At 62.8% G+C, this 13,893-nt stretch carries 11 protein-coding genes; 6 read left to right on the forward strand and 5 right to left on the reverse strand.

Features of this window, described 5'->3' with window-relative positions; all coding sequences use genetic code 11:
- From ACESNB_RS15545 to ACESNB_RS15555, 3 genes are all read left to right on the forward strand, one after another.
- The coding region (locus ACESNB_RS15545) for a class I SAM-dependent methyltransferase (protein ID WP_373008948.1) at positions 1–812 on the forward strand (812 nt) is incomplete at its 5' end.
- The gene (locus ACESNB_RS15550; RefSeq protein WP_373008950.1) at positions 809–1,510 is read left to right on the forward strand and encodes a pseudouridine synthase; all 702 of its coding nucleotides are present in this window, start codon (positions 809–811) and stop codon (positions 1,508–1,510) included. The genes ACESNB_RS15545 and ACESNB_RS15550, both read left to right, overlap by 4 nt.
- A 109-nt stretch (positions 1,511–1,619) precedes the next feature.
- Complete coding sequence (locus ACESNB_RS15555) at positions 1,620–4,079, forward strand: cation-translocating P-type ATPase (RefSeq protein WP_373008952.1); 2,460 nt, start codon at positions 1,620–1,622, stop codon at positions 4,077–4,079.
- 112 nt (positions 4,080–4,191) lie between these two features.
- Here the strand turns inward: ACESNB_RS15555 and ACESNB_RS15560 are convergent, their stop codons facing one another.
- Both ACESNB_RS15560 and ACESNB_RS15565 read right to left on the reverse strand, forming a co-directional pair.
- Positions 4,192–5,844: an acyl-CoA dehydrogenase family protein gene (locus ACESNB_RS15560; protein WP_373008954.1), complete on the reverse strand. Its 1,653-nt coding sequence runs from the start codon at positions 5,842–5,844 to the stop codon at positions 4,192–4,194.
- Positions 5,845–5,857: 13 nt separating this feature from the next.
- Positions 5,858–6,274, reverse strand: a complete 417-nt coding sequence (locus ACESNB_RS15565) for a hypothetical protein (protein ID WP_373008956.1) — start codon at positions 6,272–6,274, stop codon at positions 5,858–5,860.
- Here ACESNB_RS15565 and ACESNB_RS15570 point away from each other — a divergent pair.
- Complete coding sequence (locus tag ACESNB_RS15570; protein WP_373008958.1) at positions 6,273–7,193, forward strand: hypothetical protein; 921 nt, start codon at positions 6,273–6,275, stop codon at positions 7,191–7,193. The genes ACESNB_RS15565 and ACESNB_RS15570 overlap by 2 nt on opposite strands.
- On the opposite strand, the gene ACESNB_RS15575 is transcribed toward ACESNB_RS15570, so the two are convergent.
- On the reverse strand, positions 7,129–8,601 hold the full coding sequence (locus ACESNB_RS15575) for a lipopolysaccharide biosynthesis protein (RefSeq protein WP_373008960.1): 1,473 nt from the start codon (positions 8,599–8,601) through the stop codon (positions 7,129–7,131). The two genes, ACESNB_RS15570 and ACESNB_RS15575, sit on opposite strands and share 65 nt — an antisense overlap.
- Before the next feature lie 307 nt (positions 8,602–8,908).
- Positions 8,909–9,763 (reverse strand): TauD/TfdA dioxygenase family protein, encoded by an 855-nt coding sequence (locus ACESNB_RS15580; RefSeq protein ID WP_373008962.1) that lies wholly within the window; start codon positions 9,761–9,763, stop codon positions 8,909–8,911.
- 91 nt (positions 9,764–9,854) lie between these two features.
- On the opposite strand from ACESNB_RS15580, the gene ACESNB_RS15585 reads away from it, so the two are divergent.
- Positions 9,855–11,681 (forward strand): ABC-F family ATP-binding cassette domain-containing protein, encoded by a 1,827-nt coding sequence (locus tag ACESNB_RS15585; protein ID WP_373008968.1) that lies wholly within the window; start codon positions 9,855–9,857, stop codon positions 11,679–11,681.
- A 64-nt stretch (positions 11,682–11,745) separates the two neighbouring features.
- Positions 11,746–12,231, forward strand: coding sequence for a PAN/Apple domain-containing protein (locus ACESNB_RS15590; RefSeq protein WP_373008964.1), 486 nt, complete (start codon positions 11,746–11,748; stop codon positions 12,229–12,231).
- Here ACESNB_RS15590 and ACESNB_RS15595 read toward each other — a convergent pair.
- Positions 12,228–13,826, reverse strand: a complete 1,599-nt coding sequence (locus ACESNB_RS15595; protein ID WP_373008966.1) for a peptide chain release factor 3 — start codon at positions 13,824–13,826, stop codon at positions 12,228–12,230. The two genes, ACESNB_RS15590 and ACESNB_RS15595, sit on opposite strands and share 4 nt — an antisense overlap.
- Positions 13,827–13,893 lie beyond the last annotated feature (67 nt).

A 13,893-nucleotide genomic window follows, 5' to 3' on the forward strand; every position in this document is an offset into this window, starting at 1 on the left:
CACTGACGCTGATCCTGCCACCGCGCCAGAAGGCCGAGGCGCGCGGCCTGTATGCCCGCGCCATGCTGGCGGCGCCCGAGGGCGGCGTGGTGCTGGCCTGCCTGCCGAACACGCTGGGCGGCAAGACCGCCGAGAAGACGCTGGGCGAGATTGCCGGCGCCACCGAGAGCCTCAGCAAGAACAAGTGCCGGGCCTTCTGGGCGAGGAAAGACAGCGCCGTGTTCAACACCGCCCTCGCCGAGGCATGGGTTGCTGCCGACCAGCCGCAACCTGTCGCAGACGGAGCGATGTGGAGCCGGCCGGGCTTGTTTTCATGGGACCGGATCGATGCCGGATCGGAACTGCTGGCCGAGAACATTCCCGAGGATATCAAGGGCACGGGCGCCGACTTCGGTGCGGGCCAGGGCTACCTCACGAAAGAGGTCCTGACGCACTGCCCGAAGATCAAGCATATGGACCTGTATGAGGCCGAACACCGGGCGATTGCCTGCGCAACGAAGACGCTGCAAGGCGTCGAGAACGTCACGATTACCTGGGCCGACGCGACGCGCGACGTGGCGAACAGCCAGTATGATTTCATCCTGATGAACCCGCCTTTCCACGTCGGACGGGCGGACGCTGCCGGACTTGGTCAGGCCTTCATCCAGGCTGCCGCGCGGGCGCTGAAACCGCACGGGTCGCTGTACATGGTTGCCAACCGCCACCTGCCGTATGAGGCGACGGTCTCAGCCTGCTTCAAACAGTATGAAATCATTGAGGATTCCGGCGGCTACAAGGTGATACGCGCCGACCGGCCGAAGCGCCAGAAATGAAGGATCTCCGCCCCCTTACCAAATACCTGGCCGGGCTGGGGTACGGGAGCCGCAAGGAGGTGGAAACCGCCATCCGAAGGGGGCGGGTCGGGGGACTTGAAGGGTGTGGCAAGGGTGTGGTCGGTCCGTTCGAAAACGTCACTTTCGACGACGAACCGCTCGACCCGCCACCCGGCATGGTGGTCATCATGAACAAGCCGGCGGGCTACACCTGCTCGCGCGCCGATGGCGGACAACTCGTCTACGAACTCCTGCCGCCGCGCTTCCTGGCGCGTACGCCGGCGCTGTCGTCGGTGGGGCGGCTCGATGCGCCGACGACCGGCCTCTTGCTGTTCACTGATGACGGACAATTGCTGCACAGGCTGATCTCTCCCCGGTCGGAAACGGAGAAGGTGTATGAGGCCGTCCTCGCCCGGCCGCTGGAAGGGCATGAGGGTGAGGCCTTCGCCAGCGGCACGCTGATGCTGCGCGGCGAGGACAAGCCGTTGAAGCCGGCCAGGCTCGAAGTGACGGGCGAATGCAACGCGCGCGTTACGCTCACCGAAGGGCGCTACCATCAGGTGCGCCGCATGTTCGCCGCGGTCGGCAACCATGTCGAGGCGCTGCACCGGACGCAGTTCGGCCCGCTGACACTGGACGGGCTGGCCGATGGTGAGTGGCGCGTGCTGGACTCCGACGAGGTGGCGGGGCTCGCGTGACGTCCAGACCCGGCTGAAGGCGGCGAAACCGTGAACAGCGCTTGGCCACCGTGACGCAGCGCTCTAGGCTGTCAGGCCAGCACCCGAAACAAGAATCGCCGGAGACCCCATGCGACATCCTGTGCCGCTCTCTCGCATGCCAGAGCCCGGCGCATCCGAGCAAGGGTTGTCGACCGCGGAAGCCGACCGTCGGCTGGAACAGTTTGGCGAAAACGCCATCGTCGAAGCCGACCGGTCAGGTTGGCTCGATGTCCTGCGCGACGCCCTCACCGATCCCATGGTCTGGTTCCTGGCCGGTACCGCCAGCCTGTTCGCCATTCTCGGAGATTATACCGAAGCGGCGGTCCTGGCCGCCGCCCTGATCCCGATCATTGGTCTGGACGCTTATCTCCACAAGCGCACAAAGGCGTCTGTCGAAGGCCTGAGCAAGCTGTTGACCGAACGTGTTCGCGTCATTCGCGATGGCAAGGAAATCGGCATTCCGGCGCGGCACATCGTGCCCGGCGATCTCATACTGGCCCCCGCCAACACACGGTTTCCCGCCGATGGCGTGATCGTCGGCGGAGACAACCTCCAGGTTGACGCTTCCGCACTCACCGGCGAGGCGATGCCTGTTCGCAAGAATGTATTCACGGACGTATTGACGGGCGAGGACGACATCCTCGTTGATGATGCGTACTGGGCGATGGCCGGAACCCGGTTGCTCAGCGGTGACGCGCGTGTGCGTGTGGCGTTCACCGGCGCGGAGACGCTTTACGGCCAGATCGTGCGAACAGCGCAATCGGGCAATGGCGGCCGGACCCCTTTGCAAAAAGCCATTGGACGGCTGGTCGCCATTCTGCTGGCTATTTCCGTGACCCTGTGCGTCGTGCTCGCCCTGGTGCGATACGCGCAAGGGTTTGGCTGGGTGGACGCCGCGATCAGTGCCGTGACATTGGCCGTTGCCGCGATCCCCGAAGAATTCCCTGTCGTTTTTTCATTCTTCCTCGGCATCGGTGTCTTTCGGCTGGCAAAACAGCGCGCGCTGGTTCGCCGTTCCATCGTGGTCGAGAATATCGGCCGGGTCACATGCATCTGCACCGACAAGACCGGGACGCTGACCGAGGGCCGCCTCCACCTGCAACATATCATCACGGCAGACGAACGCACCGAGGACGATGTCCTGTCAGTCGCGGCCACGGCCGCGCGCGCCGAAAGCGGCGACCCGCTCGATCTTCTTGTCCTGGCAAACGGATCTGCGCCTGGCGGCAGGTGGCTCGCCGTGTTCCCCTTCACGGAAGACCGACGGCGCGAAGTCGGCGTGATCGAGACACAAGACGGGACGGTTCACATTGCGATGAAGGGCGCGCCAGAGACCGTTCTGTCCATGTGCTCCATGACGCGCGAAACCAGGGATAAGTGGTCGTGGGAGGTCCGGGCACTTGCCCGGGATGGCCACAAGGTTATCGCCTGCGCCGAGATGACAGCGCCGTCGTGGTCTGGTGACGAGCCAGTGACCGGCTATGCATTTTCCGGCCTGCTCGCGTTTGAAGATCCGGTCCGCCCGGGCGTCAAGGACGCGATGAACGAAGCGCAGAATGCAGGAATACGAGTCATCATGGTCACCGGAGATCATCCGGACACGGCGCAGGCGATCGCCACCGAGCTTGGTATCGGAGGCGCTGACCCCAAAATCATTCAGGGCGATGAGTTTGCGGAAGATGCCGGTGTTGACCTTTCCCGGTTCGATGTCGTCGCCCGCGCGATGCCGTCACAAAAACTAGAACTCGTCAAAGCCCTGCAGGCAAAGAAGCACATCGTCGCCGTGACGGGTGATGGCGTGAATGATGTTCCTGCCCTAAAGGGCGCCGATATCGGCATCGCCATGGGTGAGCGCGGCACGCAAAGCGCCAAGGAAGTCGCCGCCATTGTTTTGCTCGACGACAATTTCCGCACGATTGTGAATGCCATCGCAGAAGGGCGGCAGGTTTTTGCCAATCTGAAACTGAGCTTCGCCTATCTCCTGATGATCCATGGGCCGCTCGTCGCAACCGCGGCGCTTCTGCCGCTGCTTGGATATCCGCTATTGTACCTGCCGATCCATATCGTCTGGCTCGAAGTGATCATGCATCCGACGGCGCTGCTAGTCTTCCAGAAACAGGCGAGGAACGGTCGCCTGAGCCGTGCGGATCAAAGCGTCGGGGTTCAGTTTTTCGGAATGCGGGAATGGAGCCTGATCGGGCTCATGACCGTCCTTGTCTCAGGATTGATCGCCTGGAGCTTCATAGACAGCCTGGGGCCCGAGCAGAATGTCGACTATGCCCGTTCAATGGCGCTGGCGACACTCCTTAGCGCCAATGCTGCAGTAACACTGGCCCTAAGGGGATGGACAACCCGCAGTGCGATCATTGCGGCGGCCGCATCGTTGGGCTCGGCAATCCTTCTCATCCAGTCCCCTCTGGTTTCGGGCCTGATGCATTTGAATCCGCTGCACATGCGCGACTGGGCGATCGCCCTGTTGGGAGGTGGCACGCTTGGGTCGCTGGCCATCCTGTTCCACAGGGCCAGAACACGATTGGCGAAATCCTGAAAACCGACCGCCTGGATCGGGCGATGGTGCAAAGTAGGGCGATAACAAAAATGCCCCATTCGCCTTCCTCTTTGCTCGGCCTTCGCATGAGAGGCCTAGCCCTGGCTCCTGGTCACCCCGGCATGGCGCGGGTGAGGATGGCGGCCTGGTCGACGCCGTCCGCCACGTCGCCATAGGCAAGGCCGCGGCGGGCGGGGTCGAGGCGCTGGAGGCAGAAGCCTTCGAACACATAGGCGGGCGCGCTGGCGTGCAGCGCGGCGCCCTGCAGGGCGAGGGCGAGCTGCTGGGCCAGGCGCCGGGCGGTGCCCTCGTGCAGCTGGCCGGGGCTGAGCTGGTCGTTCAGGGCATCCGCATGGCGGTCGTAGAGGGAGTTCGCGCCCCGCAGGCTGCCGACCTCGTGCAGCACGGCTTCGAGGCTTTCCGGTTCGCGGCCGATGGCGCGCAATATGTCGAGCGCGATGACATTGCCGGAGCCTTCCCAGATGGCGTTCAGGGGCGACTGGCGGTAGAGGCGCGGCATCGGCCCTTCCTCGACATAGCCGGCGCCGCCGAGGCATTCGAGCGCCTCGTAAACAAAGCCCGGCTGGCGCTTGCAGACCCAGTATTTGGCGACCGGCGTGGCAAGGCGCATGAAAGCGGCTTCTCGCGGATCGGATCCGGCGCGGTCGAAGCTGGCGGCGACGCGCAGGGCAATGGCGGTGGCCGCTTCGCTCTCGAGGGCGAGGTCTGTCAGCACGGCCTTCATGGCGGGCTGGTCGGCCAGGGTCTTCTGGAAGACGCGGCGCTGGGACGTGTGCCAGAGCGCCTGGGCGAGCGCGGCGCGCATGCCGCCGGTTGAGCCGAGGATGCAGTCGAGGCGCGTGTGCTGGACCATGTCGATGATCGTGCGCACGCCCCTGCCCGGCTCGCCGAGGCGGCGGGCCCAGGCGCCGTGATACTCGATCTCGGACGAGGCGTTCGACTTGTCGCCCATCTTGTCCTTCAGGCGCATGACGTGGATCGCGTTGCGCGTGCCGTCCGGCCGCCAGCGCGGCACGAGGAAACAGGTCAGGCCCTCGTCCGTATACGCAAGGGTCAGGAAGGCGTCGCTCATCGGCGCCGAGCAGAACCATTTGTGCCCCGTCAGGCTGTAGGCGTCGCCGCCAAGCGGCGCGGCGCGGGTCGTGTTGGCGCGCACGTCGGAGCCACCCTGCTTCTCGGTCATGGCCATGCCGATGGTGACGCCGGTTTTATCCGGGGCCGGGATGAAGCGCGGGTCATAGGACTGGGCGGCGACACGGGGTTCCCAGTCCGCCGCGAGGGCGGGGTCGGCGCGCAGGGCCGGGACGCAGGCATAGGTCATCGACATCGGGCAGGTGACGCCGGGATCGGCCTGGTTCATCAGGATCATCATGGCGGCGTGGCGCACATGGCCGGCCGCAGGCACGGTCCAGGCCGAGCCGGAGACGCCGCTATCGAGGCCGAGCGCCATGAGGCTGTGATAGGCGGGGTGGAAATCGACCTCGTCGAGGCGGTGGCCGAACCGGTCGAAGGATTTCAGCTTGGGCGGGTTCTCGTTGGCCTGGCGCGACCATTCGATCGTCTCGGCGGCGCCGCAGCGGGCACCGAAAGTGGCGAGGTCGTCCGTGTGCGAGGCACCGCCATGGAAGCGTACCGCCTCGCTTAGCGCGGTGTCGCCGAGGTAGAGGTTGTGATCCTCAAAGGGGTTTGGCTGGTTCTCGACGGAATGGGTTTCGAGCTCGGCGAGCGGTTTGTAAGGCGACATGAGGCGGGTCCGTTCAGTGAGAATTAGGGCGCGAGAAATCCTGGTTGCGGAAAAAGACGCCCTGGTATGCCAGAAGGGCGGCGCGGACCTCTTGGACCCGCGTATCGGTCGGGTTTGCAAGATCGGTCCCCAGAAGTTCAGCCCCGATGCCGGGCGACACGGGCCGGGCGTCGAACCGGGTAAACTCGCCGGAAAACGCGGAACATGGCACGGTATTCCTCCTGTTTTTTTCAGAGCCTAGCAGCTTTGCAGTAAATTGGGAGAACCTGTGCGCCGGATCGTCGGAACACGGGATCAGGACTGAAACACGGTTCTGATATTTCAACCCGGAAATTTTCGCCGTGCGGTAACCAGTTCCCAACACCATTGGTGTAGGCGTCTCAATCATACCGGGCCCATCAAGCCTGCTGTCCAGAGGCGCGAAAATCATGAGTCATTCCAAAGCGCGACTGGCGGTTATCAACGAGCTGTCCTATTTGCCGGGCGACCGGCGCCACATGATCGTGCTGATCGAAGAGGCGCTCGAAGCGATGGGCGTCGAGATCGTGCACGTAACCAAGGCGAGCGGATATGTCCCGGCCGATGCCGCCTTCGTGCATATCGACCAGTCGATCATTTCCCCCGAAGCCCGCACCCTGGCCCTGCGATACCCGGCATCGATCAATGCCTATGCAACTGACATCCGCAAGTTCAGGTATATCGACGGCCTGCTGGGGCGCGACGATTCCTGTGATGCGCCGGTGATCGTGAAATCGAATCTCAATTATGCTGGCATGCCCGAGCGCGATGCCGCGCGGCACGAGGGCCCGATCGGGCGCCGCCTCCTGAACCGCGTCTCGAACCGGCTTCGCAGGCAATCGAAATATGCGATCCGGACCAAAGAGGATTACCGCATATACCCTACCCTTTCGGACGTGCCCCGCCACTATTTCCGCAATGATTATGTCGTGCAGAAATTCATGCCGGAAAATGATGGCGAAAAGAACGTTCTGCGGGAGTACATATTCCTCGGCGACCTTCACTACCAGAACATCGAACGGTCAGACCAGCTGATCATCACCGAAGACGAGCATGTCTCGTGCAAGCCGTTCGAACCGCACCCGCGCCTTCTGGCGACGCGCCGGAGGCTCGGCCTGGATTATGGCAAGATCGACTTTACGCTGATCAATGGCGCACCCTTCATCTTTGACGCCAACAAGACCCTGGGCCTTGGCGAGTATGGCGATACGGCCTGGCTGGCAGACGATGTTGCCGGCATGCTGCGCGCGTTTGCCGGCGAAGTGTTCAGGCTGGTGACAGCGCAGCAAAGCGGTCCGAAACCTGACGCTCAATTCCTTGAGGCCGGTTAGCGGCGATCCACAGTCCGGCATGCGCCGCGAGATACACCACTGCGCCCAGTGAAGACAGGACGCCAGCCTGGACCATGAGCTCTGTGATCCCCTGTACGGGACCATCGAACAGCGATGACCGCGCCCATGTCACGGCGCCCGACATCACCAGTGCAGCCGCCAGCGAACGGCCCACAATCGCAACCTGTCGGACCATCGAGACATGGATCACTTTCGCCATCAGACGGAAGCTGAGCCCGCACCAGACGATTGCGCCGAACACGCCAGCCCAGAGGACGCCAATCATGCCGAACTGGAGCGCGCCCACCACCATCACCGGAATGTAAAGGCAGGCCGACACAGCTTTCAGGAAGAAGACAGAGCGTGTACGCCCGAGCGCGGTTGCGATGGACACGCTGATCGCGCCCAGCAGGTAGATGGCGGTAATCGGCGCAGCAAAGGCCAGCACGAGTGCAGCAGAGGCCCATTCGGGGCCCAGCGTGATGGCGACGATCTCCTTCGCCAGCAATCCGATGCCGACACAGATCGGCAGCGAGATGGCGAAACTGGCATGCAGGCTGGACAGATAGGCTGCCCGGACGCGGTGCAGGTCATCCTGAATTGAACTGAAGGCGGCGAACATGGTCCGCTCCATCGGAGCATAAAGGAACAATTCCATCCGGTCAGCGAACTGAATGCCGACCGCATACGTGCCGAGCGCGGCATTGCCGAGCAGTTTGCCGATAAACAGGCTGGTCGTGGCCTCGCGCAGGCTGTCCGCGATCTGGGCGAGCCCCAGCCAGACCGAGAAACCGAAAAACTTGCGAAACTCCGACAGGGACAATCCCGGAATTTGCGGGCAGAGCGCAAACGACATGACCAGTGCGATGACGCCAGACGCGATCAGGCCAAGCGGCAAAGCCCAATAGCTGCCGGTCGCCAGTGCGACCCAGAACATGACCGCAAAGGACGCGACTTTCGTTCCGATCTCGATCATGGCTTCCCATTTGAAGTCCATGTTGCGGATGTACATTTCGAACCGCGAATTCCGGAATCCCAGCAGGAACGGATAACTGGCCATGGCGCTAATGAGCGCAACCAGGCGCGGATCGCCAAACACCGCCGCGACCGGCCAGGCGGCAGCCAGCATCAGGACAGTGACGATGACACCCCGGAGAATGTTCAGGGTCCATGCCGTATTGAAATCGCGGTCCGTGACGGTTTTCAGCTGGACCAGCGCGGCGGCGACGGGCAATTCGACGACCGCACCTGCAATCATGAAAACACTCATGGCGACGGCGACGAGGCCGAAATCGGCCGGAACGAGCAGCCGGGCAGCCACCAATGTGCTGACCAGGCCAATCGCCTGACTGACAAAGCGCCCGAGCAGGAGCCAGGCTGTTCCACGCAGGATCATCATTTTCAGCATGGACGAACCATCTGTTGTAACTCCTCATGCCGATCAGGCCGGATCGCTTGCCGCAGCAGAGCCCAGAGCAAGATGCATGCCCTTGTTATGGTTTATGGATTGCAAACAGGGCGGCCGGGGCACCCGGGGGCGTCGAATATTGCCGTGGACTGTCGCAGCCTGGAACGCCGCGCAGAAAAAACCCCGAGGACCGTCGAGCCTGCTGGAGCCGATTTGGTGATGCCTGACGCCAGATTCCTGGTCAGCCCGGCGGTTCACTCGTGAAAACAGTGAGGTCGACGACGGACAGGTTGTGAGCCGATACTCGTCAGGCGTCGGCATCCAAATAGGGTCGGTCACCTGCAATCGTGACGCGTTCCATGATGCGGGTATTGGGAAAATAGTCGCTCGCGGCATAGTGCTGGCAGGCGCGATTGTCCCAGAAGGCGATGGAGCCCGGTGCCCAGCGGAACCGGCACTGGTATTCCGGGATCGCGGCGCGCGAATAGAGGAATTTCAGCAGCGTGTCGCTCTCGGTCCTGTCCATGCCCTTGATGTGATCCGTGAACGCTGTGTTTACATAGATCAGACGCTGTCCGGTTTCCGGATGGGTGCGAACGACCGGGTGTTCCATCAGCGGGAATTTCTCGTGCAGGGAAGCCGTGTCCTTGCCGAGGCGTTTGGCGAAGACGCGGGCAATATCGTGGACAGCCGTCATCTCGCAGAGACGCGCTCTCAGGTCTTCATCGAGATCTTCATAGGCCATGACCATGTTCGAGAAGAGCGTATCGCCGCCGACTTCGGGCAGCTCGATGGCGCGCAGGATAGACCCGAGCGAGGGCTGCTCGCGCCAGGTGACATCGGAATGCCAGGCATTCTCCATGCCGCGCGAATTGGGTCCGTGGACAATGCGGAGGACTTCGCGGTCCGGCTGGTCTTTCGGCGTTGCCGGGTGAATCTCCAACGCGCCAAAGGCACGGGCGAAAGCAATATGCTGCGCGCGGGTGATATCCTGGTCGCGGAAGAAGACGACCTGGTATTGCAGCAGGGCGGCGCGGACTTCTTCGACAAGCGTATCGGTGAGACTGGTGAGATCGGCTCCCAGCAGTTCAGCCCCGATGGCGGGCGACATGGGCCGGGCGTCGAACTGGGTGAAGTCCCCGGAAAACTCGGAATATGGCATGACGTTCCTCCCGTTTTCCCGTGAGAATAGCACTTCCCAGCCGAATTCGGAAAGCACGCGGGCCCTAGCGCTGGCGCCCTGCGCACGCTATCTGCCCGGCATGGCTCAACCTCCCCTGATTTCCCTGTCCGATGTCCGTCTCTCGCTTGGCGCAAAACCCCTGTTCGAGGGGGTGACGCTCAGCCTGTCCAAAGGCGAGCGCGCGGCGCTGGTCGGGCGCAACGGGGCCGGCAAGTCCACTTTGATGCGGATCATCTCCGAACAGCAGGAGGCTGATAGCGGCCAGGTGTGGCGCCAGCCCGGCACGACCTTCGCGACCGTGGTGCAGGAACCGCGCTTCGAGGGTTTTGAGACCGTCCTCGACTATGTCAGCGAAGGGCTGGAATACACCTATATGGCCGAGGCCGAGCTGATGGAGTTCGGCGTCGACCCAGCAGCTGATCCGAAAACACTGTCGGGCGGGCAGCAGCGGCGCGTGGCACTGGCGAAGGCCTTTGCCGCCGAACCTGACGTGATCCTGCTGGACGAGCCGACCAACCATCTCGACGTACCGATGATCGAATACCTTGAAGGCCGCCTGAAGGCGTTCAACGGGGTTGTGCTCGTGGTCAGCCACGACCGGCGCTTCCTCGAGAACATCTCCACCAATACGCTGTGGCTGCGCCAGGGCGTCGTGCTGAAATCGCCGGAAGGCTATGTGAAGTTCGACGAATGGGCCGAAGCCATTGAGGTGGAAGAAGAACGCCAGATGAAGCGGATGACGACGCAGCTGAAAGACGAGCATCGCTGGCTGGCACGCGGCGTGACCGGACGGCGCAAGCGCAACCAGGGCCGCCTCGCCCGGCTGCACGACATGCGCGCGACTCATGGTGCCATGCGTGCCGCGCTGAACGATCGCAAGACCACGGCCGAGTTCAGCGCGGGTGTCGGCGACTCGATGAGCAAGAAGGTGATCGAGGTCAAAGGCCTGTCGAAGACGTTCGATACACCGAATGGGCCGCTGGTCATCGCTAAGGACCTGTCGCTGAAAATCCTGCGCGGCGACCGGATCGGCATTATCGGGCCGAACGGTGCGGGCAAGACGACACTGGTTCGCCTGCTGCTCGGCGAGATCGAGCCCGACGAGGGAACGGTTCGCCACGGCAACACGCTGGATGTGACCTATATGGACCAGACCCGCGACACGCTGAACCCGAAGGACACGATCTGGGAGGCGCTGGCGCCGTCGGGCGGGGACTCGCTGATGGTGCAGGGCCAGCAGCGCCACATCGCCTCCTATGCCAAGGACTTCCTGTTCAAGCCGGAACAGCTGCGACAGCCTGTCGGGGCGCTGTCTGGCGGCGAGCGCAACCGGCTCGCGCTGGCCATCGGACTCGCGAAGCCTTCCACGCTCCTGGTCATGGATGAACCGACCAACGACCTGGACTTGCAGACGCTCGAGCTGCTGGAAGACATGCTGCTGAATTACGAGGGGACGCTCCTGCTGGTCAGCCATGACCGGGCCTTTCTCGATTCTTCGGTGACGAGCTGCCTCTGCCCGCTGGGCGACGGCAAATGGGTGCAGACGGCTGGCGGCTGGACCGACGCGCAAGACCAGCTCGCGAGCATACGCCGCCACGATGAATCCGACGCGCGCGCCAGCAAAGCGAAGGCCGCTGACACGCCGAAAGCCAAGCCGCAGAAAAAGCTCTCCTTCAAGGATGCCCATCGCCAGAAGGAGATCGATGAATTGATCCCCAAACTGAAGGCCGAAGTGGCCGCGCTGGAAAAGGCGCTGGCCGATCCAGCCCTCTATTCCCGCGATCCGGAGGCTTTCAATGCCAAGTCTGCCCGCATTGCCGCGGCGCGGGCAGAATCCGAATCCGCCGAGATGGAATGGCTGGAAATCGAGGAAAAGCGCGAAGCGCTCGCGGGCTGAACGTAAAAGCTTCCTTAACCGACGCAACCTAGATTGCGGGGCAGGATATATGGGAGTTCAGCCTATGCGCCCTTCATGGATGATTGCGATTGCCGCCTGCCTGGTGGCGCCTGCCTTTGCTGATGCGCCGATGTCGCTGAAGGCCGATGCCGTGGCGACGCCTGCGCCGGTTGGCCACGAACCGGGCCTGTACCGTTTCGGAGCCACCTATAGCGTAGTGGCGTCAGACGATGCGCTGAGCTGCCAGACGGCCTGTGCAGATGACGCGGTTTGCCTGGCCTGGAGCTTCGTCTCTGCGACAGGCGATGCCGGCGCCTGGTGCGAACTGAAACGCAGCGGCGGCCAGATCGAACGCAATCCGATGGCGACGTCCGGCTTCTCGCCGCGCCATGAGGCGATCTTCATGCCGGTCGCGGCCGAGCCAGCCGAAGAACTGCTCGGTGACGAGAGTGCGTCAGACGCAGACCACATCAAGGCGATCACGGTCGAGATCGAGACAGTCGAGATCGATGGCCCGACCGATCTGACCAAGCCCCAAACCGAAGATTAGAGCGAACGTTCCTTCGTGGCCGTGAACCGGATCGACGGGTTCTTTTCCTGTGCGTAGCCGACATCCCAGGCATTCTTCGCCAGATAGACCGGCGCGCCGTCAAGATCTGTTCCCGACGCTGACTTGTTTCGCTCCATGAATTCCTCAAGCTTGGCCGGATCGTCGCACGCCATCCAGCGCGCCACATTGTACGGCGCCGGTTCGAACACGACTTCCAGATTGTATTCCGCCGCAACGCGTTCGATCATGACTTCGAATTGCAGCTGGCCGACGGCGCCGACGATCATGTCGGAGCCGATGACAGGCTTGAACAATTGCGTAACGCCTTCCTCGGCCAGGCTTTCGAGCGCCTTGCGCAGGTGCTTGGCCTTCATCGGGTCTTTCACGCGGGCACGGCGCAGGAGTTCCGGCGCGAAGTTCGGAATGCCGGCGAACTGGATCTCGCCGCTTTCCGAGAGGCTGTCGCCAACGCGCAGCTGGCCGTGGTTGGGCACACCGATGACGTCACCCGCATAGGCCGTCTCCGCTATCTCGCGGTCCTGTGCGAGAAACATCAGCGGATTGTGGATATTGAGTTGTTTGCCGCTGGCGCTCTTCAGGCGCATGCCACGCTTGAATTCACCCGAGCATAGCCGAAGGAAAGCAACACGGTCGCGGTGGTTCGGATCCATGTTCGCCTGGATCTTGAAGACGAAACCGGAAACGTCCGGGTCGGATGGTTTGACTTCGATGGGCGCGCCCTTGCGCTCGGCCTTCTGAACGCGCGGGGGCGGCGCATAGTCACGCAGCGTGTTGAGCAATTCCGCAACCCCGAAATGGCGCAGCGCCGACCCGAACACAACCGGCGTCATGTTGCCTGCCTTGAACGCCTCCTCATCGAATTTCGGGAGCAGGCTGGTGACCATTTCAACACCCTCAATCAACTCCGCATACACATGATCATCAAGCTTGCCGATCAGGGCTTCATCGCTGCCGGGGATACGGGCGGCCGGGCCGATATGCGGGGGCTCGCCCGGGCGGCGGTCGAACTGGCAGAACTCACCAGTGGTGAGGTCTTTCATGCCGGCAAAGCGCTGGCCGGATGCCGCCGGCCAGTAGAGCGGCGCCGTGTCGAGCTGGAGCTTGTCCTGCACTTCGTCGAGCAGTTCGATCGGCTCAAGCGCTTCACGGTCCATCTTGTTGATGAAGGTGATGATTGGAATGTCGCGCATGCGACAGACCTCGAACAGTTTGAGCGTCTGGGGCTCGATGCCCTTGGCGGCGTCGAGCACCATGACGGCGCAGTCTGCCGCGGTCATGGTGCGATAGGTGTCTTCGGAAAAGTCTTCGTGACCTGGCGTATCGAGCAGGTTGAAGACGAGACCGCTGTATTCGAAAGTCATCACCGAGGCCGATACCGAGATGCCGCGATCACGCTCGATCTTCATCCAGTCAGACCGTGTGCGCCGCTGGGCACCCCGCGCCGCGACCTCGCCTGCCGCGCGGATGGCGCCGCCTGCGAGAAGGATGTTTTCCGTGAGAGTGGTTTTACCGGCATCCGGGTGGGAAATGATGGCAAAGGTGCGCCGACGCGCGGCTTCCGCAATATGGGACATGGAGGTTCCGGACAAATTTGGTTTCAGCTGCCAGCCCCTAGCCGATTTGGCCAAAGGAAAGAAGGGG

The organism is Hyphomonas sp. (genome assembly GCF_041689225.1).
In the GTDB taxonomy this organism is placed as follows: Bacteria; Pseudomonadota; Alphaproteobacteria; order Caulobacterales; family Hyphomonadaceae; genus Hyphomonas.

Coding starts and splice junctions, on each gene's coding strand:
- ACESNB_RS15550 (WP_373008950.1), top strand. CDS start 809: ATGAAGGATCTCCGCCCCCTTACCAAATACCTGGCCGGGCTGGGGTAC.
- ACESNB_RS15555 (WP_373008952.1), top strand. CDS start 1,620: ATGCGACATCCTGTGCCGCTCTCTCGCATGCCAGAGCCCGGCGCATCC.
- ACESNB_RS15560 (WP_373008954.1), bottom strand. CDS start 5,844: ATGTCGCCTTACAAACCGCTCGCCGAGCTCGAAACCCATTCCGTCGAG.
- ACESNB_RS15570 (WP_373008958.1), top strand. CDS start 6,273: ATGAGTCATTCCAAAGCGCGACTGGCGGTTATCAACGAGCTGTCCTAT.
- ACESNB_RS15565 (WP_373008956.1), bottom strand. CDS start 6,274: ATGATTTTCGCGCCTCTGGACAGCAGGCTTGATGGGCCCGGTATGATT.
- ACESNB_RS15575 (WP_373008960.1), bottom strand. CDS start 8,601: ATGCTGAAAATGATGATCCTGCGTGGAACAGCCTGGCTCCTGCTCGGG.
- ACESNB_RS15580 (WP_373008962.1), bottom strand. CDS start 9,763: ATGCCATATTCCGAGTTTTCCGGGGACTTCACCCAGTTCGACGCCCGG.
- ACESNB_RS15590 (WP_373008964.1), top strand. CDS start 11,746: ATGCGCCCTTCATGGATGATTGCGATTGCCGCCTGCCTGGTGGCGCCT.
- ACESNB_RS15595 (WP_373008966.1), bottom strand. CDS start 13,826: ATGTCCCATATTGCGGAAGCCGCGCGTCGGCGCACCTTTGCCATCATT.